A 26,959-nucleotide genomic window follows, 5' to 3' on the forward strand; every position below is an offset into this window, starting at 1 on the left:
AACCCGGGTTGGTTCGGCACGTCGGACGTCCCGCTCCGCTCACCTCCCGGCGCTCTCCCCGCGGGCCGCGTACACGGCGTTCACCAGGGCCGTCTTGCGCGGGTCGTCGGCGAGCCGGGAGCCCATCCGGTTCATGACGTAGCCGAGGGCGATCGAGGCATCCGGGTCGGCCAGGCCGCAGGAGCCGCCCGCGCCGTCGTGGCCGAGCGCGCGCGGGTCGGGGCCGTAGGAGCGGTTCGCTCCGCTCAGCCAGAGGCCGAGGCCGAGCTCCGTCTCGTGGGCGAAGCCGTCGCCGAGGACGAGATCGCGGCAGGCCCCCTGCCCCTCCCCGACCCGGGCCGCGGCCTTCTCGGAGAGGATCCGGCGGCCGCCGAGACTGCCGCGTCCGGCCAGGATCCCGTAGAGCTCGGCGACCGCGCGGGCGGTGCCGTGGCCGTTGGCGGCGGGGATCTCCGCTCCCCGCCAGGCGGGCGTGTTGGCGGCGGCCCGGCCGGTGGGCGGGTTGAGCAGGGAGGCGACGGCGACGGGGGTCATCCGGTCCAGGAGGGCCGCCTGGGCGGCCCGGTCGGGGCGTTCCTGGACGAGTTCGGCGAGGCGGTGGGTCTCGCTCTCCGGGAGGCCGAAGGTGAAGTCGATGCCGAGCGGTCCGGTGATCTCCTGGCGGAGGAACGCCCCGGGCCGCAGCCCGGTGATCCGGCGGACCACTTCGCCGACGAGGAATCCGTAACTGATCGCGTGGTAGCCGGACCGGGTTCCCGGCTCCCACCAGGGGGCGGTGGCGGCGAGCTTGGCGCAGGCCGTCTCCCAGTCGTACAACTCCTCCAGGGTGAGCGGGGTGTCGGGCCCGGCTACTCCGGAGCGGTGCGAGAGGAGATGGTGTACGAGGACGGATTCCTTGCCGTTCGCGGCGAACTCCGGCCAGTACGCGGCGACCGGGGCGTCGAGGTCGAGCAGGCCCCGGTCGGCCAGGACATGGGCGCACAGGGCGGTCGGGCCCTTGCCCGTGGACCAGACGTTGACCACGGTGTCCCGCTCCCAGGGGCGGGTGCGGGCGGCGTCGGCCCAGCCGCCCCAGAGGTCCACCACCGCTTCGCCGTCGACCAGGACGGTCACCGCCGCGCCGAGTTCGCCGCGCTCCGTGAAGTTCTCCTCGAAGGCGTCCCGGACTCCGGCGAACCGGTCGTCACAGTGGCCGTGGATCTGCGGCACGGGGCCTCCTCGTCCTCGTCGCGGGCGCGCGTCCGGCGGCGGAACCGGATGCCCCCGCAACGTACCGACTGGTCGGACCGGAGGGAAGGGGGTGCCCGGGAGGCCCGGAAGACCCCCGGGCCCCGCGCCGGTCAACGGATGCCTGCCTCCAGGCTCAGGCTCCAGCGGCCCGGCAGGCCGGTCAGCGTGATGGTCGACAGGGGGCGGACGTCGACGTTCCAGTACGTGGCGGGCGGGGCGTTCAGGGCGTAGACGAGGGCGGCCCGGATCACGGCGGGTTCGGCGACCGCGACGACGAGGCCGTCGTCGGCGGGGCGGGTGTCCAGCCAGCCGCCCACCCGGCCGATGAAGCCGAGCATCGACTCGCCGCCGTGCGGGGCGCTGCGCGGGTCGGCGAGCCAGCGGTCCACGGCGGCCGGTTCGCGGGCGGTGACCTCGCCCAGGGTCAGCCCCCGCCAGCGGCCCATGTCGCAGTCGCGCAGGGCGGGTTGTGCCATCGGGGCGAAGCCGAGGGCGTCCCCGGTGGCGCGGCTGCGCGGGGTGGGCGAGCAGTAGCGCAGTTCGGCGGCGCCGAGCGGGACGAGCGTGTGGGCGACGAGCTGCACCTCGTGCCAGCCGGCCTGGTCGAGCGGCCGGTCGTCGTCGAAGCGTTCGGCCAGCCGGGAGGAGCTGCGCGCCGCTGCGACCAGGGTGACCCGAAGCGTCATGGCGGGATCGTGGTGCCGAACGCCTGTTTGGTCAAGAGGGCGTGTGCGCCATGACGCCGCCTCAGCTGCTCGGGAGGCCGTCGAAAGCGGTACGGAGGCGGCGGACGCCCTCCGCGATCTCGGCCGCTCCGGAGACCGCGGCGAAGCTCAGGCGGACGTGTCCGGCCGGGGGCTCGGCGCAGAAGTAGGGGCGGCCGGGGGCGATGGCGACCGAGGCGCGCAGGGCGGCCGAGACGACGGCCGGCTCGTCGGCGCCCCCTCCCGCGCCGCCGCCCGGGAGCCGGAGCCAGAGGCTGCCGCCGCCCGCCGGCAGATGCGGCAGCACGAGTTCCGGCAGCGCGTCGAAGAGGGCGGTGGCCATGGCCGTACGCCGGTGGCGCAGTTCGGTGGCGACGGCGGCCAGGTGGCGGCCCCAGGACGGGGAGCCGACGAGTTCCAGGGCGGCTTCCTGGAGCGGGCGGGGGACGAAGAAGCTGTCGACGACCTGGATGGCCCGCAGGCGTTCCAGCACCGGGCCGCGGGCGGCCAGCGCGCCGACCCGGAGGCTGGGCGAGGTGACCTTGGTCAGCGAGCAGACGTGGACGACGACGCCGTCGGGGTCGTCGGCGGCCAGCGGCGCGGGGAGCGGTCCGGCGTCGTCGTGGACGAGCCGCCGGGCGAAGTCGTCCTCGACCACGAATGCCCCAGCCGCCCGCGCGATGGCCAGGATCTCGGGGCGGCGGGCGGGGGCGAGGGTGGCCCCGGTGGGGTTCTGGAAGAGCGGCTGGGTGACGAAGACCCGGGCGCCGGTGGCCCGGAACGCGTCGGCGAGCAGCTCGGGGCGCACCCCGTCGGCGTCCATGGGCACGGGGACGGGGCGCAGTCCGGTGGCGCGGGCGGCGGCGAGCATGCCGGGGTAGGTCGGCGACTCCACGAGGACCGGGGCGCCGGGCGGGGCGAGCGCGCGCAGGGCGGTGGCCAGGGCGCTCTGGCCGCCCGCGGTGATCAGGACGTCGGCGGCGGAGACGGTGGGGCCGATCTCGCGGGCGAACCAGGACCGCAGCTCGGGCAGCCCATCCGTCGGGGGGCGGCCCCAGGCTCCCGGCCTGCGGCCCGCGCGGGCCAGGGCGGCGGAGAGGGCACGCTCGGGCTGGAGCGAGGCGTGGAGGTAGCCGCCGTTGAACTCGATAACGCCGGCCGGCGGGGCGGCGAGGGTGACCAGCACGCCGGAGGCGTCGACCGTACGGGGCACGACTTCGGGTCCGCCGTCGCCGCTCAGCGACACCTCCTGCCAGGACGTGTCGCCCGGGGCGGGCAGTGCGGCGCGGGGCTCCGCCCGGAAGGCGCCGGAGCCGGGGCGGGTGGTGACGAGCCCCTCGGCGGCGAGCTGGGCGATGGCGCGGGAGACGGTGACGGGGCTGACCCGGAACCGTTCGACCAGGGCACGACTGGAGGGCAGCTTTCCACCGGGTGAGTAGCGGTTGAGCTCGGTCCGCAGGGAAACGACCAGTTCGGCAACGCTGCTACGCTCTTGCATGAGAGCACAGGATAGCGCTACCCCGTCATCATCGATAGCGGTCTCCGATCCGGCCGTCACTCCGCGGGCCGCCGGGGCGGCCGCCCGGACAGCGGTCGCGGACGGGCCGGGGGCCACGGGCCCCGCGCCAGGATTCTCGGCCGGCCGGAGCGGCACCGTGCTCGCCGGGCTCGGCGTCGTGGCGTTCTCACTCACCTTTCCGGCCACGGCCTGGGGTCTGGAGAGCTTCGGCCCCTGGTCCCTGGTCGCCCTGCGCAGTGTGCTCGCCGCCCTGGTCGCGGGCGGGGTGCTGCTGGCCGCCCGCGTCCCGCTGCCCGCGCGGCGGCACTGGGCGGGGCTCGCGGTCGTCGGGGGCGGGGTGGTGGTGGGCTTCCCCCTGCTGACGACGCTGGCCCTGCAGACCTCCACCACCTCGCACGCGGCCGTGGTCGTGGGCCTGCTGCCGCTGACGACAGCGGTCCTGGGGTCCGTGCGCACCGGTGAGCGGCCCTCGCGCACGTTCTGGGTCGCGGCCCTTGCCGGGGCGGCCGTGGTGATCGGCTTCACCGTGCAGCAGAGCGGCGGCGCGCTCGCCTCCGGCGACCTGTATCTGTTCGGCGCGCTGCTGGTCTGCGCGGCCGGGTACACCGAGGGCGGCAGGCTGGCCCGGGTGATGCCGGGGTGGCAGGTGATCGGCTGGGCGCTGGTCCTGTGCCTGCCGCTCGCGGTGGCGGGCAGCCTGGTGGCCCTGCCGCTCGAACCCGTGCACCTGAACGCCCACGGCGTCCTCGGCCTGGTCTGGGTCGCCGCCGGGTCGACCTTCCTCGGGCTGTACGTCTGGTACCGGGGCATGGCGGCGATCGGTGTGGCCCGCGCGAGTCAGCTCCAGCTCGCCCAGCCGCTGCTGACGCTCGTGTGGTCCTTCCTCCTGCTCGGCGAGGAGGTCTCGGCCGCGGCTCCGGTCGCGGCGGGGGCCGTGCTCGTCTGCATCGCCGCGACCCAGCGGGCCGGCCGCCGCGCAGGACGGGAATCCCGGCCCGTACGGTCATAGACTTGTCGACACGGACACCGTCTCCCCCTGTGAGGAGGGCGCTCCCGATGGAGGCACACGCGGGCGACCGACTGCTGATGCACGGCAGGACCGTGGGACAGCACGACCGGGTCGCCGAGATCATCGAGGTGCTCGGCGACGGGGGCGCGCCCCCGTACCGGCTCCGCTTCGACGACGGCCACGAACATCTGATGTCACCGGGCCCCGACAGCGTCGTCCAGCACATGGAGACGCCGAAGGACGGACAGGCACGGTAGCCGCGGCGCGACGCGGACGGCGGCGCCGGAGGGCCGGGACCGCGCAGCAGGATCCTGGCCCTCCGGCGCCGGCGGCTCACGCCGAGGCCCGGCGCCGGCGGCTCACGCCGAGGGCCGGGCACGGGCAGCTCATACCGAGGGCCGGACCTGGGCAGCTCACGCCGAGGCCCGGCGCCGACGGCACAACCCGAGGCCCGACTCCGGGCGACTCACCCCGAGGTGCGACCCCGAGCGGCTCAACCCAAGACCCGGCCCCGGGCAGCTCCCCCCGAGGCCCGGTGCCGCCGGCTCAACCTGATGCTCGGCCCCCGGCCCCCGGCCCCCGGCCCCGGGCAGCTCACCCCATTCCCGAGTGCCTGCGGGATGACCGGGCGCGGCCCCGGTCCGGGTAGAGCCGGACCCGGTCCGTGTAGTGGTCGGCCACCACGCGGCGCATCGCCCCGATGCGGTCCGCCATCACGCTCTTCCCGGAGAAGAACACATGGCCGCCCACCTCCTCGTGGTCCCCGGCGAGGGTGAGGTGGCGCGAAAGCTCCGCCGGGTTCTGCCAGGCCTCGGCCTGGGCCGGGTCGCCCGCCTTGTACAGCGCCTCCCCCACGTACAGCTCCACGCCCGTGCCGCGGACGGTCGCGCTCCACCAGGCGAGGACCTTGGCGTAGTCAGCGGCGGTCTGGCCGAGATGCCAGTAGATCTGCGGGCAGATGTAGTCGATCCAGCCTTCCCTGACCCACTTACGGGTGTCGGCGTACAGGTCGTCGTAGGTCTGCACGCCCGCCCTCGTGTCCGACCCCAGCGGATCGGTCTCCTTGTTGCGCCAGACCGCGAACGGGCTGATGCCGAAGCGGACGTGCGGCTTGACCGCACGGATCCGCTCCCCCGTCTCGCGCACGAGCCGGTCGATGTTGTCGCGCCGCCAGGCCGCCCGGTCGGCGAAGCCGCCGCCGTACCGCTCGAACTCCGCGTCGTCGTCGAAGGTCTGCCCGGCCACCGGATACGGGTAGAAGTAGTCGTCCCAGTGCACCGCGTCGATGTCGTAGCGCCGCACGGCGTCCAGCATCGCGTCCTGGACGAATCGGCGGACCTCCGGCAGCCCGGGGTTGTAGTAGAGCTTCCCGCCGTACGGCACGACCCAGCTCGGGTGCTTCCGGGCCGGGTGGGAGGCGATCAGGCGCGACGGGTCCGTGTGGTTCGCCACCCGGTACGGGTTGAACCAGGCGTGCAGCTCCAGGCTCCGGTCGTGCGCCGCGCGCACCGCCGTGCCGAGCGGATCCCAGCCCGGATCCTCGCCCTGCGTACCGGTGAGACAGGCGGCCCACGGCTCGTACGGCGAGGGCCACAGGGCGTCGGCGGTCGGCCGGACCTGGAGCACCACCGTGTTGAGCCGCAGCTCGACCGCGCGGTCCAGGTACGCGAACAGCTCGGCCTCCTGCCGCGCCGCCGTGAGTCCCGGTTTGGACGGCCAGTCGATGTTTGCGATCGTGGCGATCCACATGCCGCGCACCTGCCCCGCCGCGGCCTCCGGCCGCCCGCCGCCTCTCCTCCTCCCCGCCTGCGAGGCCACCGCGTCACCGGCCGTCGTCATCGCCGCCAGCAGTCCGGCCGCGCTCAGCACGAACGCCCTTCTCGCCACACTCGTACGCCGCATCCCTGACCCGCCTCTCTCCGCCACGTCCCACATCCGGCTCCGATTGCTCTACGTAACCGCATCATGCCCATCCGTAGCGGCCGCGACCCGCAGGACGACCACGTCGGCATTCGGAGTAACGTCGTGGGGTCGAGGCGGGCACCGGAATCACACGGGGCCCTGCGATACGGAGAACAGCGAAAGGCACGAGGTGACGGACCTTATGGCCGACATTGCACGCGTCGGAGTGGTGGGCTGTGGCCAGATGGGCGCAGGTATCGCGGAGGTGTGCGCGCGCAGCGGCCTCGAAGTGAAGGTCGCCGAGACCACCGGCGAAGCGCTGGAGATCGGCCGCACCCGTCTGCACAACTCCCTCTCCAAGGCCGCCGAACGCGGCAAGATCAGCGCGGAGGAGCGGGACGAGACCCTCGGCCGGCTGAGCTTCACCACCGACCTCGGGGAGTTCGCCGACCGCGATCTCGTCATCGAGGCCGTCGTGGAGAACGAGCAGGTGAAGACCGAGATCTTCCAGGTGCTCGACCAGGTGGTGACCCGGCAGGACGCGGTCCTGGCCTCCAACACCTCCTCGATCCCGCTGGTGAAGCTGGCCGTCGCCACCTCGCGCCCGGACCGGGTCATCGGCATCCACTTCTTCAACCCGGCCCCGGTGCAGAAGCTCGTCGAGCTGATCCCGGCGCTGACCACCTCGGACGAGACGATCGCGCGCGCCGAGGCCGTCGTGCAGGACGTGCTCGGCAAGCACCCGATCCGCGCCCAGGACCGCTCCGGGTTCGTCGTGAACGCGCTGCTGATCCCGTACCTCCTCTCCGCGATCCGCATGTTCGAGTCGGGCATCGCCAGCCGCGAGGACATCGACAACGGCATGGAGATGGGCTGCGCCCACCCGATGGGCCCGCTCAAGCTGGCCGACCTGATCGGCCTGGACACCGTGGCCTCCGTCGCGGACTCGATGTACGCCGAGTACAAGGAGCCGCTGTACGCCGCTCCCCCGCTGCTCCAGCGCATGGTCGACGCGGGCCGCCTCGGCCGCAAGACGGGGTCGGGCTTCTACGCCTACTGACCGTCCTCCGGGCGGGCCCGGCGCTCACGCCGACCGGCCCGCCCGGGGCACGTTCCCCGGGGTCAGGGCCGTGTGCGGCTCAGAAAGAGCCTCGTCTTTCACTGCCGACCCGACCCCGTGCCGGAGCGCTATGAAGCGACGGCGCGGATGCGTGGGCCCGAAGCCCGGGGCCTTTCAGCGCTGTCGCAGCCTTCCGTGCTTGTACTGCGAAAACTCCCTCGGATGTCCCTCCGACAGAGCTGAAAGTCCCTGAAAAGTCCCTGCGACTCGGACCTTGGACCTACGCATTGCGAGTACACGAGCGGTCCTGACACACCGTGCCCGGGAGTGCCGCCAGATGTTGTTTCGCCCGTCCAGAGGCACTGGTTGGGTGCGCTCATGTTCTCCCGTGTCGGCATGCCCAGAGGGGTCCGCGCCCCCCTTCGCCCTCACTGACTGACTGGCATCGGGTGGAGACGCGGGCGCCCTGGCGTACGGGCTCAGTCAGGCAGCGCCGGGATCCTCCAGCACCACCATGACCATCACCGGAAGATCGGCGTCCTGCTGGATCACACCGGCAGTCAGAATCCGGGCGCCAAGGGTCCACTTCTTCAGCTTGATGAACTCGTCCCTGTCCGCCTCCGTCACCTCGGCCTCGACGAGGTAGCCGGCAAGAGAGGATCCCTCGATCTCGGGGAGGAAGTCGGCCAGCACCTGCTCCCCCTCCTCGTAGACGGCTTCCACGTCGTCAAAGTAGCCCGACTCGTCGACGTCGCGGATCCAGACGAAGAACGAGACGCTGACCGCCCCACCGCCGAACGTCTGGATCCAGCCCCCGACGCTGCCCTTGTCCCACGACGTCTCCACACCGTCACGGACCTTGCTCCCGGGCGTCCACTCCTGAGCCGCGAACCGCGCCGCCGCAGCCTCGGCGGTCAGCGGGGTGATGCTCCTGAGCTCTTCCAGCATTGCGATCACTTCAGCCATGAACTCATTCCACTCATGCCGTTGCCGGGCACGTGATACGCCTTCAGCTGCCCGCTGGCGTAGGCCTCGGGGAAGGCCTTGGACAGCACTTCGTTCACATGCGCGGCACCCCATTCATTGGACACCATATAGCGGACTCCCTTGCCTCCCAGGTCCTCGTTGAGGGCGAGCAGCTTGTCTGCCTGCGCGACAATCCGGCTCTCGTTGTAATGCTTGAAATCGGGGTTGTACGGGGACTTCTTCCATTCACCGAGGTTGTCACCGCCGGTCCACTTCGCCTCCGTGATCCAGCCGTCCCGCGGGCCTCCGTCGACGTGGACCTCCCGGCCGTCCGGCAGGATCCATTGCTGCTCGTAGCTCTGGTCGGTGACGAGCCGCTGGTACCGGTATGACGGGCGTTCAAGCAGCTTGTCCGTCAGCCAGCCCAGGCCTTTGAACCGCGAGTACGGCGATAGCCCGAGGGGGTCGCAGACGGTGAACGGATTGTGCACATAGGCGACCGGATTTGGCGCGGGGCCGAGGCCGAGTGGGTCCGGGGAGGTGTAGCGGCCGGTCTCCGGGTCGTAGTGGCGGAAGAGGTTGTAGTGGAGACCGGTCTCCGGGTCGTAGTACTGGCCGGGGAAACGCAGCGGGGTGTAGGCCGTACTGGAGCGGGCCCAAGCAGTGGTGCCCCAGAGGGTGCTTCTGGCACGCCAGGCGATCTCGCCGTACTCGTCGACCAGTTCGGTGGGCGTTCCCACGAGGTCGGTGGCTATGGCGAAGAACCGGCGGTCGATCTCCTCCTGCCGAGTGTCCGGGGTGAGGAGGCGTTCCGTCTGGGACAGCGGGACCAGGCCGCGGTGGTCCCAGGTGAGGGCGACCATGTGTGGCTGGCCCTGTGTGTGGACGGTCTGTTCGCACAGGGTCGTGCCGTCCCAGGAGAAGCGGACCTCCTCTGCGACGCTCTCGCCGTCGTCGGCGAGGCGCTGTTTCGCGGTGCGGCGGCCCAAGGGGTCGTATAGGTAGCGCCAGCGGGTGCCGTCGGGTGTGACCACGGCGACGAGACGATCCTCCGCGTCCCATTCATAGCGCCAGGTGTCGGGCTTGCGTGACAGACGGGTTCTTTGGCGCAAGGTCACGCGGCCGAGGGCGTCGTGTTCGAAGCGGACCTTGCCCGCCCTGGTGACGGAGGTTCCGGTGTAGGAGCGAGGGCCGGTGGCGTCGTGGCCGGGGTGTGAATCGGGCCAGCAGGCCGCCGTCTGGTTGCCGGCGGCGTCGTAGGCGTAACGCTCGGTCCACTCCTCGGCATGGACTCCGGTGACCCGTCCGGACGCGTCCAGATCGAAGGTGCGGGAACCTGACAGATCGTCGGTCACGGAGGTGAGGTGGCCGTCGGCGCGGTGGGCGTAGTTCCGGCGGTTGAGGGAACGGTCCCCGACCGTCAGGTGCTGCGCGCAGATCCTTCCGGCCTCGTCCCAGGCGGAGGCCAGAGTGAGGGATCCACCGAAGACGCGCTCGAGTTCCCGGCCGGCCGCGTCGTGGGTGAAGGCTATCTCGCGTCCGCCGCTGGTTATCCGGGCGGCACGGCCGGCGGCGTCGTAGCCGTACTCGGTGACCGCGCCGGTGGGGGTGATGCGGCGTGCCCGGCGGCCCAGGGTGTCGTAGGAGTAGTTCATGGCACGGCCATCGACGAGTTCAGTCTTGGTCCGGCCACGCCGGTCGTATGCGTAGACGATCTCGCTGTCCGGTCCGGCCACGTGCAGCAGGCGCCCGGCCCGGTCGTACGCGTAGGTGGTCACCTTGCCCGCCACGTCCTTGCGGACCGCTTGGCCGAGCTGGTCGTAGATGTAGGACACGGTCCGGCCGAGGGCGTCGGACCGGGCGATGAGCTGCCCGGCGGCGTCGTACCGGTAGGTCAGGGTGCGGCCGTCGAAGTCCGTCTCGGAAGCAAGCCGGCCGGCGGCGTCGTACGTATAGGACCAGGTGCCGTGTGGACCGGTGACCCGGATCAACCGCAGATCCGCGTCGTGCTCGAACGTGTGGCGGCTGCCGTCGTGTCCGGTGCGGGTGGTGAGCAGGTCGAAGTGTGTGTACTCGAAGCGGGATATGCCGCCGGCCAGGCCGGTGTGGGTGAGCGCGTTGCCCTCTCCGTCGTACGTCCACGACTCGGCGGCACCGTCCGGGGCGACACGGCGGGCGAGATTGCCGTCCTCGTCCAGGACGACCCGGGTCACGCTGCCCATCGGGTCGACGGTGCGCACGATCCGGCCGAGAGCATCGCGCTCCAGGCGGGTGGTGCCGCCGGCCGGGTCGGTCACTGCCACCGGCAACCCCGCGGCGTCGCAGCGCACGGTGGTGGTGGCGCCGAGGGCGTCGGTGACGGTGGTCAGCCTGCCCCGGCCGTCGTAGGCGTACCGGGTGGTGGCGCCGGCCGGGTCGGTGACTGCGGTTCGGCTGCCGTGCTCGTCGAATTCCTGGAGCCAGCGGGCGCCGTCCGGCCCGCGGAATTCCGTGGATGCACCCGACGGGTCGCGCACGGTGCGTAGTTCGCTCCCGTCGGGGCGGGTGACGGCGAGCAGGCGGCCTTCCTCGTCGTGGGTGAAGGCGGTGGTGCGGCCCAGCGGATCGGTGCGGGTCAGGGTGTTGCCGCGGTTGTCGTAGGTGAAGCTGGTGGTGTGGCCGAGCGGATCGGTGGTGGCCACCACCCGGCAGTGGCGGTCGATCCGGTGCCGGGTCGTGCGTCCGCCGGCCGTGGTGAGGGTGGTGGTGCGAAGACCTGTGTCCGGATCGGGTTCGGTGTAGGTGAGGGTGATCTGGATGTGCCCGGCCTGACCGCCCTCCTCAATGACCCGGTCGCGGTCGTCGTATGTGTAGTCGTAGCGGCTGTTGTTGGAGTCGATCCAGGCGGTGACGCGGCGGCGGTCGTCGTGGACGAAGGTGGTGGTGGCGCCGGACGGTTTGACTACGGAAGTGAGGTTTCCGTCCTCGTAGCCGTAGCGCATCAGAGGCAGGTCCGCCCCGTTCTCTCCCGCTCCCACCAGGGCCAGGGCCGTGACCCGACCGTCGCTCGCCGTGACAGCCACCCGGCGCCCGGCAGAGCAGGTCAGGGCGAGCGGGGTGCCGTTCTCGGTACGTTCCACGGCCCACCCGTTGCCGTGGCGGTCCTCGACCCGGTCCAGCCAGGCATCACCGTCGCCGCCCGGTTCGCTGTCGGCGGGGGCGGTGAAGTGACAGACCAAGCCCGTGCCGGGATCGGTGACGGTGTAATCGCCGGTCACGTCACGGGCCAGCAGTGTGCGGGCGGTCCCGGACTCCGGTTCGGTCGGGGTGCCTGGGGCGGGGTGCGGATAGGGAATCAGGAGGCCGTCGGCGGTGACGTGGACGACGCCGGCAGCGTCGATCTCCAGGCGCTCGTCGACGGTGGAGGTCCAAGAGGGGCCGAGGAACCGGCCTGCCAGCAGACCGGACTCGGTGCGGCGGGTGAAGACCAGCGGCAGGGTTCCCGGCAGCACCAGGTCGGTCTGGGGCAGGAACATCCGTCCCGATGCGAGGTCGACCGGATCGGTGTTGGCGACGACGCGGCGCCCGTCGGGACGGTTGTGGGTACCGTTGGGGGCGTTGTCGAGCAGGCGACGGGCCCGGGCGGCCTTCGCCATATCCGCGGCGAGGCGGACACCCTTGGCGACGGCGCCGCCCCCGCCGGTGGCCGCGGTCAGGGCCGCGTCGGGCAGCAGCCGGCCGAACCCTTCCGCGGGATCCTTCATGAAGTCGCTGATCATCTGCTTGCCGGTGCCGACCGGATCGTTGGCGGTGACGACCAGACCGGCGGCCAGACTGTTGAGGCTGGTGGCGTACTCAGCGGGGTGAGTGATGTTGTACGGGTCCAGCGGGTTGATCCCCCGGACGAAGTTCAGCAGCCCTGCGGTGCCCTTGATGACGCCGCCGCCGACGTGGTCGTTGATGATCTGCAGTTCCTGCAGGCCGCTGGCCACCTGTTGTGCGTACGCGGGCTTCTCAGGGGCCTTGTCCCGGGCGGCGCGGACGGCGCTGCGGGCGGTCTCCGCAGCAGTGTTCCGCTGTTCGCGGGCCTGGGCGAGGAGTTCCTGCGCGTCCTGCATGATCGATTTGCCGGGGTCGTCGAACGTCGGCGCTGGGCAGGGCGGCAGAGTGCCGGGGTTGCGCTCCTCGGGGGCCTGTGCGTTGTAGCGGTTCACGGCCTTGTTGTAGTCGTCGATCCGCTTGCGGTGCCCGTCGGCCGCGTCCTGGGAGGCTTTGACGCCTTCCTTCCACATGTCGATAGCCGTCTGCGCCTGGTTCTGTGCCCAGGTGACGGTGTAGGCGAACGCCTCCAGCGCGGCAGCCGCCTTCTCAAAGGCATCGGCGCCGGTGAACCACTTCGGCGGCTGGGTACTCACCGCCGCGCGCAGCGCATTGGCCGTCTCACCCTTCAGCCGCGAGGAGTCGAGGCCCTTCAACCCGCCCCCGGCGTCGTCGAACGCCTTCTGAAAGGAGCGAAGTTGTTCCGCCGTTGCATGGAGCTTGCTGGGGCTTCCGTACACCAGCTTGGCCTTGTCCTCGGTCTGCCCGAGGTCCATTTCGTCGACATCGGCGCCCATCCGGTTCGCAACCGAGCGCGACTTCTCCCGCACCCAGTCCGAACCGGATACCCAGCCCACGTCGTCCAGCCGGTCCGCCGTCCAGTTCCCGGCGCCCTCGACCCGGTTGCCGGCCCACTCCACACCGTCCTCAACCACGTCCTCGACCGAGTCGGGCGTGATGTCCCTGATGAAATCGTCGACGCCCATCCTCAGTCGTCCCCGCCTGCGTTCGCGTCGCCCTGTTGCGGTGCCTGCTGGGCGCGTTCCTCGGGCGACGGCCCGAACGTGTCGTCCAGTGCCCGGTCCCACTGACCGTCGCTGAGGCCGAGCTCGGTCTTGAGCCTCTCCGCCTCCCGACCGCCCTGTCCCTCGGTGAGGACGGTGCGGCCGGTGTCCTTCCAGGTCTGCTCCACGTCCTGGCCGGCCTTCTCGAACGACTCGGCACTCCAGTCCGGGTCCAGGTAGTCGGGAGTCAAGATGTCGCCCCAGCCCTGCTGGGAGATGTCCTCCTCGCTGGCGTGTGGGCTACCGCCCATCGCTGCGCTGACGCCGACCTTGAAGGAACCCTCAACGTACTGGTCGTGCTCCCACTGCGTGCCCGCCGCCAGCCCGAGACGGTCCGCGAGCGCGCTCGCGTCGCTCACCAGGGCGCGCACTCCCCACTCCCACCGTTCACAGAAATCCTCGAAATCCACCGACAGCCCTCGATGCCCTGCCTCCATGCCCGTCATGGCAAGACCCGAGAACCCCTTGCCCATCACCGACCCGGTGGCACCGCCGAGTTCACCGAGTTGATCAATGGTCGCGCCCACACCCCGCGTGAACTTCGCCACCGACGTCTGATCGAAGGCGAGGTCCGATCCGTCACCGCTCACGGCCGCCCCCCTCCTGCGCCGGAGTCGACCGCCGCGCCGTCCGGGACGATGCCGTTGACCGGCGGGAAGAACATCGCTCCGTCCTCGTCGGCGATGTCCACCGCGAGCCCGGCGGGTTCGTCCAAAGTCGGCACGATCTCATCCACGATCCGCGCCCCGAGCAGCGCGACGTAGTCCATCAGACGATCACCCGGGCCGTGGTGAACAGCGAAGCGGGCCAGCGCCGTCTCGTCCGTGAACGCACAGATCCACCGAACACCGCCCGATCGGGCACTCCACAGGCCGGATTCCCCCGACGGAACCAGAAGAACCGTGCGCCGCATCTCACCCACCAACGCCCGTGGATCACCAACCCCCGCCCGCTGCTCGGATATTCGTTGGGCGAGCATCGTCCTCTGCTGTCCCACGGGTTCCCCCTCGTCCTGGTCGGCTGATGGCACCGTAGAGCAGGACAAGTATGCGGGTGGGCCGGTTCTCGCAGGTCCAAGTGCCCCCGCCCCTCCGCCTCATGGGCATGGGCACCTCCGGTATGTCCCGCGAGACCGTCGAGTGGGAGCGTCACCGGCCTCCGGCGACAGAATGTCCCGCCCCCTTGAGTATGAAAGGAGCCGGGCCGTGATCCACCGGCGAAGCCAGGGCGGAGGAGGCGATCCTCCACGCGGGCGTCCGCGGCTGGTACGAAGGCCATGTCCAAGGTGAGGACGAACGCCCGGGCGCGACTTCCGGGGCAGGCCGCCCGAGAACACCGAACGCGGCTGAACCGTCCCTTGGTCGCCTACTCCAGACAGACGCCGTCGAACCGAGCGCGATCAGGCGGCCCTCGACGGTTGGGTAGGTAGTCTTTCCCCGACCACCGACTAGTTGTACGAGTACAAGGAGCCCCTGTACGCCGCTCCCCCGCTGCTCCAGCGCATGGTCGACGCGGGCCGCCTCGGCCGCAAGACGGGGTCGGGCTTCTACGCCTACTGACCGTCCTGCTGACGGGCCCGGCACTCGCGACGCCGCCGGGCCCGCCGGGGCACGCCGTCCGGCCGGGACGGGCCGCATCGCCCGAACGCGTCCGGCCACCGGTACACCTCACCGCTCGGAGCCGGACACCATGAACGACACCAGCCAGTCCGCCGGGGCCCCCGGTCCCGCATCCGGGGCCACGCGCTCCGGGTGCCCCGTGCAAGCCGTCGCATCCGGATCCGGCGGACGCCACAGCTACCTGGTCACCGGATACGCGGAGGCCCGGCAGGCTCTCGGCGACGAGCGGCTTTCCAAGGACACCGCCGCCTTCTTCACCGGCAAGGACTCGAAGCGCCGGCTGCATCCCGCCGTCGCGCACACCATGCTGGCCAGCGACCCGCCTCGTCACACCCGGCTCCGCAAGCTGGTCACCGGAGCGTTCACGAGCGGCGCTGTCGCCGCGATCCGCCCCTTCATCACCCGGCTGACCGATGAGCTGCTGGACCGGTGGCCCGTCGGCGGGCCGGTCGACCTCGTCGCCGACCTCGCCGTCCCTCTTCCGGTCATGGTGATCTGCGAACTGCTCGGCGTGCCGGAGACCGACCGGCCGAAGGTCCGGCACTGGTCCGCCGAACTGTTCTCCGCCGGACAGCCCGACCGTACCGACGCCGCCTCGCACGCCGTCGCCGCATACATGACCGGCCTCATCGCGTCGAAGCGTCTGCGGCCGGGCGATTCGCTCCTGGACCGCCTCATCGCCGCGCGCGACGGCGAGGACCACCTCGACGAGGCGGAGCTGGTCTCGCTGGCCGTGCTGCTGCTCGTCGCCGGCCACGAGACGACCACCCACTTCCTCGGCAACGCCGCACTGGCCCTGCTGCGGCACCCCGCCGCGATGGAACGCCTGCGCGGCGACCCGGACGCCCTCCCGCACGCGCTGGACGAGCTGCTCCGCTTCGACGCCCCGGTCAGCACCTCCACTTTCAGGTTCACCACGGAAGCCATCACCCTGGGCGGAACCGAGATCCCCGCGGGCGTCCCCGTGCTGGTCGCCCTCGGGGCCGCCAACCGTGACCCGGAGCGCTTCCCGGCACCGGACCGGCTCGACCTGGACCGGGACGCGGCCGGTCATCTCAGCTTCGGCCACGGCATCCACCGGTGCGTCGGCGCGCCCCTCGCGAAAGCCGAAGCCGACATCGCCCTGCGCGCGATCCTGATCCGCTTCCCGGACATCCGGCTCGCCGTACCGGCGGGCCGGTTGGACCGCCGGCAGACCCGGCTCGTTCACGGGTTGGCTTCCCTTCCCGTCCTGCTCTGAAGTCCCGTACGGCTTCACGGTCAGGAGGCCGGTCCCGGTCACCCCGGGGCCGGCTCCCCACATGTACAGGGACGTTCTTACGGCACCGGGGTCAGCCCAGTCTCAGGTGGTGCAGCATCAGCAGTGCGGCCGCCATGTTCGCGGCGGGCACCTCGCCCCGGGCGATCATGTCCGGGACCACCTTGAGGGGTATCCACTCCCGGCGTGAGGACTCGAAGGCGTCCTGCGGCTGCCCGGTCCACTGCGCCTCGTCGGACCAGTACAGGTGGTGGCGGGCGTCGGTGAGGCCGTTCGACGGTTCCACCGTGAGCAGGGGGCGCAGTTCGCCGGGGCGCCAGCCGGTCTCCTCCTCCATCTCCCGGGCCGCTGCCACCGCGATGTCCTCGCCGTCCTCGACGACGCCCGCGGCCAGTTCCCACCCCCAGCTGTCGGTGATGAACCGGTGCCGCCAGAGCAGCAGCACCTCGTTGGCCTCGTTGACGGCGGTGGCGGCCGCGACGGGGCGCAGCCGGATGACGAAGTGGTCGAGGTGGCTGCCGTCGGGGAGTTCGACATCCGCCAGATTCACCCGGAACCACGGGTTCTGATACACATTCTGTTCGCTTAAGTTCGTCCACTGCACGGTTCTGCCGCCTTTCGACATGTTGGGGTCAACATGCCAGCAGGCTCGGCCACAGTGGTGAACGAACGGCGGGGCGTCGGTGGAGCTCACAGAGGCACGCGGAGCGCCTCGTCGATGAGATCGGTGGTTTCCACGGCGTCGGCGCATCCGCTCGCGGCCAGCTCGCTCCGGACCTGCCGCAGCCGGTCGCGCAGCCGCTGGGACTCCATCCCCCGGGCTCTTCGCGCCATTTCGGCCGCCGTACCGGCCGCGCGGTCGGCCTCGCCCTGGAGCAGCTCGATATGACTGAGCATCGCGAGCCGGTGCACACGCCCCCGGTCGTGCGCCGGGGCGCGCACTGCGGAGGCCGCGTGCTCCCGGGCGGCGGGCAGGTCACCGAGACCGAGCAGCGCCTCCGCCACCTGGACGTCGACCAGGCCCGGCTGGACGTATCCCGTCTCGTCCGGCTCCCGGCCGGTGTGGATCCGGCCCGCCTGGGCCTCGGCCCGCCCGATGCAGGCCCGGGCGCTCGCCGCGTCCCCGAGCTGGGCGTACGCCTTGGCCTGCATGGCGTGCAGATCGGCGGCGAGAGCGGGGGTGATGTGCCCGCCTGCGGCCCGCAGCGCGGCCTCGGCGAAGGCGATGGAGCGGCGGTAGTCGCCGAGGAACAGCGACTGGGTGACCAGCAGGGCGATCACATAGCCGCCGAGCCCCCGGTCACCGCTGGACTTGGCGAGCCGCAGCGCCTGGTGGAAATAGCGCTGGGCGAGCCCGTGGGCGTCGGAGTCGTAGGCGCAGATGCCGGCCACCGCCACCAGGCCCGCCGTCGCCCGGTGCAGGCTCCGGCCGAGCGCGTCGCTGTAGCCGCCGCGCAGCAGCGGCGCGGCCTCCGCGTTGAGGAAGCGGACGACGCGGGACCTGGTCGCGATGCCGCCCGTCTTGCGGTACATCTGCTCGTAGTGGTCGCGGGCCGCCTTGAGCATCGCTATGTCGGAGGCGCTCACCCGACCGGGTCCGGGACGGGAGACGTCGGTGTCCTCCGGAGGGTTCTCCCACTCCCATACCGGCATCACCGCCGGGGTTCCCGTGACGGCCGGGACGGTGGCCAGGTGCGGGCGCTGCTGTTCGTCGGAGCGCCACAGGGCGGTGGCCCGCTCGACGAACCCGGAGAGGGAGGCGCCCTCACCACCGGTGTCCGTCCCCGACGCGGCCGACGCGCCCATGCCGATGTCGTCGAGGCCGACGGGCCTGCCCAGCCGCCCGGCCAGCACCTCGCAGATGAGGTCCGGCACCTGGCCGCGCGGGCGCTGGCCCTTGAGCCAGCGGGAGACGGCGGTGTGTTCGTACCGCAGGCTCAGCCCGCGGGACCGGCCCGCCCGGTTGACGTGACCGGCGAGGCCCGCGCGGGAGACTCCGGCCTCCTCGATCAGCGATTCGAGCAGGACATTGGGCTCCATCGTCCCCCCAGGTGCGTGTCGCAATGAGCCTAGTGGAGCACGATTCACACGGGGTGTGAACGGAATGCCCGAACCCTCCTGCTGTGCGCTCTGCCGCGCGGGGCCCGGGCTCGGTTGAATGAACTCCCTCGCAAGAGGCGGCCGGGTCGTCGGCTCCCCCTCGTAACGCCCACGACCCGCACCCGCGCCGTCCGCACTGCCGACCTGCCCGACACTCCGAGGCAGTGCGGACGGCGCCCGGACCGCACGGCCCACTGACCGACGAGAAGGAGGGTGGCTGCGGAACGGCGGCCGGAACCGCGTTTCCTCCCGGTTCCCGCTCCGGATCCTGCGTGTGGTCCCTCCGCCGATCGGCGGGACGGAGAAGGGGCGTATCCGGTGGCCGGTGGCCGGGATACGCCCCTTCTCAGCGCTCTGAAGGCGTTACGTCAACGCCCAGGGGTTGTTACGCCCCGCGCAGCACCGCGCCCGTACGCTCGGCGGCCAGGGCCACCGCGCTGTCGCGGGCGGCCGAGGCCTCCTCGACGGTCAGGGTGCGGTCGGCGGCGCGGAAGCGCAGCGCGTACGCCAGGGACTTGTTGCCCCCGCCGATCTGCTCGCCGGTGAAGACGTCGAACAGCCGCAGCGATTCGAGGAGTTCACCCGCACCCTCGCGCAGCGCCCGCTCCACGTCCGCGGCCGGGACGTCCCCGGCGACGACGAGCGCGACGTCCTGGGTCGCCACCGGGAAGGTGGAGATCCTCGGCGCCTGGAGCGCTCCGTCGACGGCCTGCTCCAGGACGTCCAGCTCGACCTCGGCGGCACAGGTCCGCTCGGGCAGGTGGAGCGCCTTGATCACGCGCGGGTGCAGTTCGCCCGCGTGTCCGAAGAGGGTCTCCTCGCCGTTCACGCTGACGTACAGCGCTGCGCAGCGGCCCGGGTGCCACGGGGCGTGCTGGTCGGCGCGGACGATGACCTCGACCCCGGCCTCCGCGGCAATCAGGCGGGCCGCCTCTACGGCGTCCGCCCAGGTCGCCGGGGTGCCCTTGCCCCACCAGCCGGCCTGTTCGCGGGCGCCCGCGAGGACGACGGCGGCGCGGCGCGGCTGACGCGGCAGGGCCGCGTCGAGACCAGCGATCTCCTCGTCGGTGGGACGGCGGTCGACGGGCAGCCGGACGGCGGCCGTCTCCTCACCCGTGGGCCGGAAGACCAGGCCCGTCTCGAAGAGCGCCAGGTCGTGGCTGCCGCGGCCGTCGTTGCGCCGCAGTGCGCCGAGGAGACCCGGCAGCAGCGTGGTGCGCAGCGCCGGCTCCTCGTCGGAGATCGGGTTGACGAGCTTGACCGTACGGCGGCGGGCGTCGTCCGTCCCCAGGCCGAGCTGGTCGAGGACCGCGTCGCCGATGAACGGGTAGCTCAGCGCCTCGACGTAACCGGCTCCGGCCAGAACCCGCCCAATGCGGCGGTGCAGCCGCTGGCGGTCGGTGAGACCGCGCCCGGAGGGGGGCGTCGGCAGCGTGGAGGGCAGGTTCTCGTAGCCCTCCAGGCGGATGACCTCTTCGGCCAGGTCGTTCGGCTCGTTCAGGTCGGGCCGCCAGGACGGGACGGTGACGATCAGCTCGTCCTGCCCGTAGACGTCGCAGCCGACCTCCTGGAGGCGGCGGACGACGGTCTCGCGGCCGTACTCCACACCGGCCACCCGGTCAGGGTGGTTCGCCGGCATCGCGATGGTGCGCGGTGCGTGGGGCGAGGTGATCTCGGTGACCCCGGCCTCGGCGGTGCCGCCCGCCAGGAGGACCAGCAGGTCCACCGTGCGCTGCGCGGCGGCGGCGGCGGCCTGCGGGTCGACGCCGCGCTCGAAGCGCTTGGACGCCTCGGAGGACAGCTTGTGGCGGCGCGCGGTGCGGGCGATCGAGATCGCGTCGAAGTGCGCCGCCTCGATGACGACCTCGGTGGTGAGCGCGTGCTCGCCGTCGGCGTCGGCGATCTCGGTGTTGGCGCCGCCCATGACGCCCGCGAGGCCGATGGGCCCGCGGTTGTCGGTGATGACCAGGTCCTCTGCGTCCAGCACACGCACGGAGCCGTCCAGCGTGGTGAGCTTCTCGCCCTGGGTGGCGCGGCGCACGCCGATCGGCCCGTCGACCCGGTTGCGGTCGTAGGCGTGCAGCGGCTGGCCGAGCTCCAGCATCACGTAGTTGGTGATGTCGACGGCCAGCGAGATCGGCCGCATGCCGGCCTTCTGGAGGCGGCGCTGCATCCAGATCGGCGAGCGGGCCTCGGGCTGGAGACCGGTCACGGTGCGCGCGGTGAAGCGGTCGCAGCGAACCGGGTCGGAGATCTGGACCGGGTAGCCGTACGCGTTGGGCGCGGGCACGTCCAGCAGCGCCGGGTCGCGCAGCGGCAGCCCGTAGGCGGTCGCGGTCTCGCGGGCGACGCCGCGCATGGACAGGCAGTAGCCGCGGTCCGGGGTGACGGCGATGTCGAGGACCTCGTCGACGAGCTGGAGCAGCTCGATCGCGTCGGTGCCGACCTCGTGCTCCGGCGGCAGCACGATGATGCCGTGCGTTCCGTCGTCGCCCATGCCCAGCTCGTCGGTGGAGCAGATCATGCCGTGCGAGGTCTTGCCGTACGTCTTGCGGGCGGCGATCGCGAAGTCGCCGGGCAGGACCGCGCCCGGGAGGACCACGACGACCTTGTCGCCGACCGAGAAGTTACGGGCGCCGCAGACGATCTCCTGCGGTTCGCCGGTGCCTCCCCCAGACTCCGTCCGGGGGGACCCCCCCGCGGTGCCGACGTCGACGGTGCAGAAGCGGATGGGCTTCTTGAACCCCTCCAGCTCCTCGATGGTCAGGACCTGCCCGACGACCAGGGGGCCCTTGAGGCCCGCGCCGATCTGCTCGACGGTCTCGACCTCAAGGCCCACGGAGACGAGCTTGGCCTGTACGTCACGGCCGGTCTCCGTCGCCGGCAGGTCGACGTACTCCCGCAGCCAGGAAAGCGGGACGCGCATCAGATCTCCATCCCGAACGGCCGGGTGAACCGGACGTCACCCTCGACCATGTCTCGCATGTCTTCGACGTTGTGGCGGAACATCAGCATCCGTTCGATGCCGAACCCGAAGGCGAATCCGCTGTACTTCTGAGGGTCGACGCCGCAGGCGGTGAGCACCTTGGGGTTGACCATGCCGCAGCCGCCCAGCTCGATCCAGCCCTCGCTGCCGCAGGTGCGGCAGGGCCGGTCCGGGTTGCCCACGGACTCGCCGCGGCAGACGTAGCAGACCATGTCCATCTCGGCGGACGGCTCGGTGAACGGGAAGAAGTTCGGCCGCAGCCGGGTCTTCATGTCCGGACCGAAGAGCGCCTGGACCATGTGGTCGAGGGTGCCCTTGAGGTCGGCCATGGTCAGGCCCTCGTCGACGGCGAGCAGCTCGATCTGGTGGAAGACCGGGGTGTGCGTGGCGTCCAGCTCGTCGGTGCGGTAGACCCGGCCGGGGCAGACCACGTAGACGGGCGGCTTGCGCTCCAGGAGCGAGCGGGCCTGGACGGGCGAGGTGTGCGTACGCAGCACGACGCCGGACTCGTCGCCCTCGGTGGCCTTGCCGTCCGGCGTCGTGCCCTGGACGAAGAAGGTGTCCTGCATCTGGCGGGCCGGGTGGTCGGGCACGAAGTTCAGGGCGTCGAAGTTGAACCACTCCGCCTCGACCTCGGGGCCCTCGGCGATCTCGTAGCCCATGGCCACGAAGACGTCCGCGACGCGCTCCATGATCGTCGTCAGGGGGTGGCGGGCGCCGGCCGGGACGCGGTCGTAGGGCAGCGTGACGTCCACGGCCTCCTCGACGAGCACGCGAGCGTCACGCTCGGCCTCCAGCTCGGCCTGGCGGGCGGCCAGGGCCTTGGAGACGGCGCCGCGGGCCTGGCCCACGCGCTTGCCCGCCTCGGCCTTGGCCTGCGGGGGCAGGGCGCCGATCTCGCGGTTGGCGAGGGACAGCGGCGAGGTACCTCCGGTGTGCGCGGTCTTCGCCTGGGCGAGCGCGTCGAGGTCACCGGCGGCGGCGAAGGCGGCGAACGCCTCGTCCCGCAGGCGCTCGATCTCTTCCGGTTTCAGTGCCTCGACCTCGACTGGGTCGTACGACTTGTTCGGTGCCGACATCTCTTCCCGTGCTTCCGATTGGCTGGTGGCGCGACCCCGCTGGACGACCGGAGGACGCAAAGGTGCCAAAGGTCGAGTCTAAAGGCCGCAGGACGGTCGGGGCGCCCGTGGGCCGCTCACACCAGGTAGGCGGGCATGCTCACGGGCAGAATAAATCGGAACTCGGCTCCGCCGCCGGGCCCCCGGTCGACGGTGATGGTGCCGCCGTGGGCCTCGACGATGCCCTTGACGATGTAGAGGCCCAGGCCCGTGCCGCCGCGCTTGCTGCCCCGCCAGAAGCGGGTGAAGACGCGGCTCATCGACTCCTCGGGGATGCCGGGGCCTTCGTCGCTCACGGTGACAGCCGTTCCCGTCTCGTCGTCGGCTCCCTGCGCCGGTGCCGGGGCGATCTCAATGGTGACGGTTCCCTCGCCGTGGCGCACCGCGTTTTCCAGGAGGTTGCCGAGGACCTGGTCGACCTTGTCGGGATCCGCCCACAGGTCGGGCAGCGGCCCCCGGGTGCGGACGAGGAAGCGCTCGGCGGCCTGGCCGCCGGTGATCAGCGCCTGGATGTGCCGGGCCACGGCGGCGGGGATGTCGACGGGCTGGCGGCGCAGCTCCAGGCGTCCGGAGTCGATGCGGGAGATGTCGAGCAGTTCGGCGATGAGCCGGGTGACCCGGCCGGCGTCGGCGTCGACGGTCTCCAGCATCAGCCGCTTCTGGTCGTCGGTGAACCTCTCCCACTTGGCGAGCAGCGTGGCGGTGAACCCTTTGACGGAGGTCAGCGGGGAGCGCAGCTCGTGGGCGACGGTGGCGATCAGTTCGGCGTGGCTGCGTTCGGTACGGCGACGGGCCTCGGTCCCCCGCAGGCAGACCACGACCCGGCGCACCGGCCCGGTCGGGTGCTCGCGTACGTAACGGGCGGAGACCAGCACCTCGCGGCCGCCGGGCAGCAGCAGATTGCGCTCGGGCTGGCCGTTGCGGGTGGCGAGACCGCCGTACGGGTCGGTCAGCGGCCACCAGCGCTTGCCCTTGAGGTCCTCCAGCGGGAGGGCTACGTCCAGGGGCCTGCCGATCGCCTCGGCGGCGGGGGTGGCGGTGATGCGGGCGGCGGCGGCGTTGAAGCAGACGACGTGCCCGCTCGCGTCGGCGACGACGAGACCGTCGGGGAGATCGTCCGGGTCGATGCCGGTGGCGTCCGGGCCGATGCCGGCGCCGAGGCCGTCCGGGCCGGCCGCCGACGCGTCCGGCTCCTCGCCCGCAGCGCGTGGTGCGGTGCTGTGCGCCGGTCGCGGCGAGCTCATGCCGACAGCCATCTTCCCGTATCCCCACCTCTCGAACCGGTGCAGTGGGCCCCCGAGTTCGTCACCCTACTAGGCGTCGGTGAACCGGCGACACCCCGTGGGGGCCGGAGGGGAGTGCGCCGGTGGGAGGGGGCGCGGGAATGGCCGGGATCGGGTGCTGACGGGCTGTGAGGGCGCGGCGTTACGCGTCGGGGGCGCGCCGCGGACGCTGCGCGCGGGCGGAGGCGTAGAGGCAGACGGCGGCGGCGGTGGCGAGGTTGAGGCTCTCCGCCTTGCCGTGGATGGGGACGCGGACGACGGCGTCGGCGAGCGCGCGGGTCTCCTCGGGGAGCCCCCAGGCCTCGTTGCCGAAGACCCAGGCGGTCGGGCCGCCCATGGTGCCCGCGTCCAGCTCGTCGTCCAGGTCGTCGGCGCCGGCCCCGTCGGCAGCGAGGATCCGCACCCCGGCGTCCCGCAGGCCCTGGACGGCCTGTTCGACGGGGACGCCGACGGCGACGGGCAGGTGGTAGAGCGAACCGACCGAGGCCCGTACGGACTTGGGGTTGTAGAGGTCGACCGAGGCGTCGGTGAGGATCACCGCGTCCGCGCCCGCCGCGTCCGCGCAGCGCAGTACCGTACCGGCGTTCCCGGGGTCGCGGACGTTGGCCAGAACGGCCACCAGGGTGGGCTCGGCGGCCAGGATCTCCTGGAACGGGGAGTCCAGGAAGCGGCAGACGCCGATGAGGCCCTGCGGGGTGACGGTCTGGGAGACGTCGGCGAGGACCTCGGCATCGGCCAGGTGGACCCGGGCGCCCGCCGTGTGGGCGGCCTCGACGATGTCGGCGTACCGGTCGGCGGCCTCGGGGGTGGCGAACAGCTCGATGAGGGTCGGCTCACCGTCCCCGCCGCGGTGGGCGGCGGCCTCGCGCACGGCCTGGGGCCCCTCGGCGATGAACCTGCGCTCCTTGCTCCGGAAGTTGCGGCGGGCCAGCCGGCGGGCGGCGGCGACGCGCGGGGAGCGGGGGGAGATCAGTTCGGGGGTGCCCATGGTCGGCGGCGAGCCTCTCTGCGTACGGCGGTGGGGTTCAGCGGCAACGCACCGGACCCGCAGACGGCGTGCGCCTGCGGGTCCGGTTCACGTACCTGGAAGGTGGTGCCTGGATCAGGCGGCCTTCGGGGCGTTGACGTCGCTCGGGAGGGCCTTCTGGGCGACCTCGACGAGGGCGGCGAACGCGTTGGCGTCGTTGACCGCGAGCTCGGCCAGGATCTTGCGGTCCACCTCGATGTTGGCGGCTTTCAGACCCTGGATGAGGCGGTTGTACGTCATGCCGTTCTGGCGGGCAGCGGCGTTGATGCGCTGGATCCAGAGCTGACGGAAGTCGCCCTTGCGCTTCTTGCGGTCGTTGTAGTTGTAGACCAGGGAGTGGGTGACCTGCTCCTTGGCCTTGCGGTACAGGCGCGAGCGCTGACCGCGGTAGCCGCTGGCGGCTTCGAGGATTGCCCGGCGCTTCTTGTGGGCGTTGACTGCCCGCTTGACGCGTGCCACTTGTTAACTCCTTGTAGCGGGGCCGTGGGTGTCTTCACACGGCCCGGAAACGAATTGGTCCCGGTGTGATCGAGGTCGTGCCTCCGGGGCGAGCCGGAGGCCGGGCCTCACTTGCCGAGAAGCTTCTTGATCTTCTTGGCGTCGGCCGGAGCCACGACGACCGTGCCGGTCAGCGAGCGGGTCTTCTTGGACGACTTGTGCTCGAGCAGGTGGCGCTTGCCGGCCCTCTCGCGGAGCACCTTGCCGGAGCCGGTGATCTTGAAGCGCTTGCTGGCACCGCTGTGCGTCTTGTTCTTCGGCATCGCGCCGTTCTCTCCTCGTCAGTGGCGCCCCTCACGGTGCCGGGCACCGGACTGCAGGGGCGTCAGATCTCTATGGGATTCCGGGATGACCCGGGGGCGCCTGGGTGGCGGCCCCCGAAGGTCACGCCTCGGAAGGTGTCTCGGCCGGAGCCTCGGCCGCGTCGGCCGGGGCCTCGGCGGTCTCGCCCTCGGACGGTGCGTCGGTCGTGCCCTGACGCTCCGCCTTGCGGGCGGCCTGGGCCTCACGGGCTTCGGCCATGGCTTCGGTCTTCTTCTTGTGCGGGCCCAGAACCATGATCATGTTCCGGCCGTCCTGCTTCGGGTTGGACTCGATGAAGCCCAGGTCCTCGACGTCCGAAGCGAGACGCTGGAGCAGTCGGAAGCCCAGCTCCGGGCGGGACTGCTCACGACCACGGAACATGATCGTGATCTTGACCTTGTCGCCCTGCTTGAGGAACCGGACGACATGACCCTTCTTGGTGTCATAGTCGTGCGGGTCGATCTTCGGCCGGAGCTTCATCTCCTTGATGACCGTGTGCGCCTGGTTCTTGCGCGCCTCACGGGCCTTCATGGCCGACTCGTACTTGAACTTCCCGTAGTCCATGAGCTTGCACACGGGCGGACGGGCTGTCGCCGCCACCTCGACCAGGTCGAGGTCATACTCCTGTGCGAGTTCCAGGGCCTTGGCAAGCGGAACAATCCCGACCTGCTCGCCGCTGGGACCGACAAGTCGGACCTCGGGAACGCGAATCCGGTCGTTGATGCGGGGCTCGGCGCTGATGGATCCTCCTCGGTAGCACCACGCGACCGCCTGGCGGACAGCCGCGTAACGTCTTATAACGTTGAGACCAACCGTGCCGGAAGCCAAAAAATGCCCCGGACGGGACACAGGCGGGGCTCCAGGAACTACCGGAACACCGCCGCGGTCAACCGCGGGGCGCATCGGACGGCTCCATCGTCCGTACGGAACGATGGGGACCGTCTGACCGGTGACCCGCCGTCCGGTGAGGACGGCCAGGTGGGAGATCGGAGCCTCCACTTGTGGGCCGCACACACAGAGATGTACGGCCGGTCGTTGCACCAGCTTACCGCACTATCCCCGGGGCGCACACCAGGGGGCCGGGCCGCCCTCCCGCGCACGGGAGGGCGGTGGCCTGGCCTTATCGTGTGGGCATGAGCGACGCGACCCCCAGCAGTGAGAACCCCGGCTTCGACGACATGGCCCGCGACATCGCGGAGGTCCCCGCGGTCGAGGTGATCGTGACGGTCGCCGTCAACCTGATGAGCGCGGCCGCCGTGAAGCTCGGCCTCACCGAGGAGGGAGAGCAGCACAAGGACCTCGACGAGGCCCGCAAGCTGGTCCAGGCGCTGGCCGGACTGCTGGACGCGAGCGCCACGGAGATCAGCACCTTCCACGCCTCGCCGCTGCGCGACGGCCTGAAGTCGCTCCAGCTCGCCTTCCGCGAGGCCTCGCTGGTGCCGGACGAGCCCGGCCACGGCCCCGGCGAGAAGTACACCGGTCCCGTCTACGGCTAGCCGCCGCCCTCCCCCGTAC

General features: G+C 71.6%; 22 protein-coding genes and 1 pseudogene. 6 read left to right on the forward strand and 17 right to left on the reverse strand.

The window, feature by feature from the left end:
- Window positions 1-39: 39 nt before the first annotated feature.
- The 3 genes from ACFWM7_RS05090 to ACFWM7_RS05100 form a co-directional block, all read right to left on the reverse strand.
- Entirely contained in the window at window positions 40-1,209 is a 1,170-nt protein-coding gene (locus ACFWM7_RS05090; RefSeq protein ID WP_383255241.1) for a serine hydrolase domain-containing protein, read from the reverse strand.
- A 131-nt stretch (window positions 1,210-1,340) separates the two neighbouring features.
- A complete protein-coding gene (locus ACFWM7_RS05095) occupies window positions 1,341-1,916 on the reverse strand; it encodes a histidine phosphatase family protein (protein ID WP_383255243.1) in 576 nt (191 codons plus the stop codon).
- A 61-nt stretch (window positions 1,917-1,977) separates the two neighbouring features.
- On the reverse strand, window positions 1,978-3,432 hold the full coding sequence (locus ACFWM7_RS05100; RefSeq protein ID WP_383255244.1) for a PLP-dependent aminotransferase family protein: 1,455 nt from the start codon (window positions 3,430-3,432) through the stop codon (window positions 1,978-1,980).
- Between ACFWM7_RS05100 and ACFWM7_RS05105 the strand changes: the two genes are divergently transcribed.
- Together ACFWM7_RS05105 and ACFWM7_RS05110 are read left to right on the forward strand one after the other, a co-directional pair.
- Window positions 3,431-4,462: a DMT family transporter gene (locus tag ACFWM7_RS05105; protein ID WP_383255247.1), complete on the forward strand. Its 1,032-nt coding sequence runs from the start codon at window positions 3,431-3,433 to the stop codon at window positions 4,460-4,462. The two genes, ACFWM7_RS05100 and ACFWM7_RS05105, sit on opposite strands and share 2 nt — an antisense overlap.
- A 47-nt stretch (window positions 4,463-4,509) precedes the next feature.
- The gene (locus tag ACFWM7_RS05110; protein WP_383255249.1) at window positions 4,510-4,719 is read left to right on the forward strand and encodes a DUF1918 domain-containing protein; all 210 of its coding nucleotides are present in this window, start codon (window positions 4,510-4,512) and stop codon (window positions 4,717-4,719) included.
- A gap of 337 nt (window positions 4,720-5,056) precedes the next feature.
- Here ACFWM7_RS05110 and ACFWM7_RS05115 read toward each other — a convergent pair whose 3' ends face one another.
- A complete protein-coding gene (locus ACFWM7_RS05115; RefSeq protein WP_383255275.1) occupies window positions 5,057-6,331 on the reverse strand; it encodes a glycoside hydrolase family 10 protein in 1,275 nt (424 codons plus the stop codon).
- 235 nt (window positions 6,332-6,566) lie between these two features.
- Between ACFWM7_RS05115 and ACFWM7_RS05120 the strand changes: the two genes are divergently transcribed.
- Complete coding sequence (locus ACFWM7_RS05120; protein ID WP_383255251.1) at window positions 6,567-7,424, forward strand: 3-hydroxybutyryl-CoA dehydrogenase; 858 nt, start codon at window positions 6,567-6,569, stop codon at window positions 7,422-7,424.
- A 483-nt stretch (window positions 7,425-7,907) separates the two neighbouring features.
- Here ACFWM7_RS05120 and ACFWM7_RS05125 read toward each other — a convergent pair whose 3' ends face one another.
- From ACFWM7_RS05125 to ACFWM7_RS05140, 4 genes are read right to left on the reverse strand one after another with little or no spacing between them, the layout of a single operon-like run.
- Window positions 7,908-8,390, reverse strand: coding sequence for a hypothetical protein (locus ACFWM7_RS05125; RefSeq protein ID WP_383255253.1), 483 nt, complete (start codon window positions 8,388-8,390; stop codon window positions 7,908-7,910).
- Complete coding sequence (locus ACFWM7_RS05130; RefSeq protein WP_383255255.1) at window positions 8,378-13,174, reverse strand: putative T7SS-secreted protein; 4,797 nt, start codon at window positions 13,172-13,174, stop codon at window positions 8,378-8,380. Before ACFWM7_RS05130 ends, ACFWM7_RS05125 begins: the two co-directional genes overlap by 13 nt.
- 2 nt (window positions 13,175-13,176) lie before the next feature.
- Window positions 13,177-13,842: a hypothetical protein gene (locus ACFWM7_RS05135; RefSeq protein WP_383255258.1), complete on the reverse strand. Its 666-nt coding sequence runs from the start codon at window positions 13,840-13,842 to the stop codon at window positions 13,177-13,179.
- Window positions 13,839-14,231 carry an SseB family protein gene (locus tag ACFWM7_RS05140; RefSeq protein WP_189527147.1) on the reverse strand — a complete coding sequence of 131 codons (393 nt, stop codon included), beginning with the start codon at window positions 14,229-14,231 and terminating at the stop codon, window positions 13,839-13,841. Before ACFWM7_RS05140 ends, ACFWM7_RS05135 begins: the two co-directional genes overlap by 4 nt.
- A gap of 478 nt (window positions 14,232-14,709) precedes the next feature.
- Between ACFWM7_RS05140 and ACFWM7_RS05145 the strand changes: the two are divergent.
- Both ACFWM7_RS05145 and ACFWM7_RS05150 read left to right on the forward strand, forming a co-directional pair.
- Window positions 14,710-14,811, forward strand: a pseudogene (locus ACFWM7_RS05145) (3-hydroxyacyl-CoA dehydrogenase family protein); the annotation flags it as partial.
- A gap of 130 nt (window positions 14,812-14,941) precedes the next feature.
- Window positions 14,942-16,111: a cytochrome P450 gene (locus ACFWM7_RS05150; protein WP_383255260.1), complete on the forward strand. Its 1,170-nt coding sequence runs from the start codon at window positions 14,942-14,944 to the stop codon at window positions 16,109-16,111.
- 91 nt (window positions 16,112-16,202) lie between these two features.
- On the opposite strand, the gene ACFWM7_RS05155 is transcribed toward ACFWM7_RS05150, so the two are convergent.
- The 9 genes from ACFWM7_RS05155 to infC all read right to left on the reverse strand — a co-directional run bounded on the left by ACFWM7_RS05155 (window position 16,203) and on the right by infC (window position 26,242).
- A complete protein-coding gene (locus tag ACFWM7_RS05155; protein WP_383255262.1) occupies window positions 16,203-16,733 on the reverse strand; it encodes an NUDIX hydrolase in 531 nt (176 codons plus the stop codon).
- A gap of 86 nt (window positions 16,734-16,819) precedes the next feature.
- Window positions 16,820-18,169 carry a transcriptional regulator gene (locus ACFWM7_RS05160; RefSeq protein WP_383255264.1) on the reverse strand — a complete coding sequence of 450 codons (1,350 nt, stop codon included), beginning with the start codon at window positions 18,167-18,169 and terminating at the stop codon, window positions 16,820-16,822.
- A gap of 445 nt (window positions 18,170-18,614) precedes the next feature.
- On the reverse strand, window positions 18,615-21,155 hold the full coding sequence (pheT, locus tag ACFWM7_RS05165; protein ID WP_383255267.1) for a phenylalanine--tRNA ligase subunit beta: 2,541 nt from the start codon (window positions 21,153-21,155) through the stop codon (window positions 18,615-18,617).
- Window positions 21,155-22,294 (reverse strand): phenylalanine--tRNA ligase subunit alpha, encoded by a 1,140-nt coding sequence (gene pheS / locus ACFWM7_RS05170; RefSeq protein WP_359617199.1) that lies wholly within the window; start codon window positions 22,292-22,294, stop codon window positions 21,155-21,157. The genes pheT and pheS overlap by 1 nt, the downstream gene beginning before the upstream one ends.
- 116 nt (window positions 22,295-22,410) lie before the next feature.
- On the reverse strand, window positions 22,411-23,589 hold the full coding sequence (locus ACFWM7_RS05175; protein ID WP_383255269.1) for an ATP-binding protein: 1,179 nt from the start codon (window positions 23,587-23,589) through the stop codon (window positions 22,411-22,413).
- 169 nt (window positions 23,590-23,758) lie between these two features.
- Window positions 23,759-24,604 carry a TrmH family RNA methyltransferase gene (locus ACFWM7_RS05180; RefSeq protein WP_383255271.1) on the reverse strand — a complete coding sequence of 282 codons (846 nt, stop codon included), beginning with the start codon at window positions 24,602-24,604 and terminating at the stop codon, window positions 23,759-23,761.
- Between the two features lie 114 nt (window positions 24,605-24,718).
- Window positions 24,719-25,102 carry a 50S ribosomal protein L20 gene (rplT, locus tag ACFWM7_RS05185; RefSeq protein WP_003970214.1) on the reverse strand — a complete coding sequence of 128 codons (384 nt, stop codon included), beginning with the start codon at window positions 25,100-25,102 and terminating at the stop codon, window positions 24,719-24,721.
- Between the two features lie 107 nt (window positions 25,103-25,209).
- The gene (gene rpmI, locus ACFWM7_RS05190) at window positions 25,210-25,404 is read right to left on the reverse strand and encodes a 50S ribosomal protein L35 (protein ID WP_003970213.1); all 195 of its coding nucleotides are present in this window, start codon (window positions 25,402-25,404) and stop codon (window positions 25,210-25,212) included.
- 121 nt (window positions 25,405-25,525) lie between these two features.
- Window positions 25,526-26,242, reverse strand: a complete 717-nt coding sequence (gene infC / locus ACFWM7_RS05195) for a translation initiation factor IF-3 (protein ID WP_073779549.1) — start codon at window positions 26,240-26,242, stop codon at window positions 25,526-25,528.
- A gap of 335 nt (window positions 26,243-26,577) precedes the next feature.
- Between infC and ACFWM7_RS05200 the strand changes: the two genes are divergently transcribed.
- Complete coding sequence (locus ACFWM7_RS05200) at window positions 26,578-26,940, forward strand: DUF1844 domain-containing protein (protein WP_010057174.1); 363 nt, start codon at window positions 26,578-26,580, stop codon at window positions 26,938-26,940.
- The last annotated feature ends 19 nt before the right edge of the window (window positions 26,941-26,959 follow it).

It is taken from the genome of Streptomyces sp. NPDC058375, from assembly GCF_042723425.1.
Lineage (GTDB): Bacteria > Actinomycetota > Actinomycetes > Streptomycetales > Streptomycetaceae > Streptomyces > Streptomyces durocortorensis.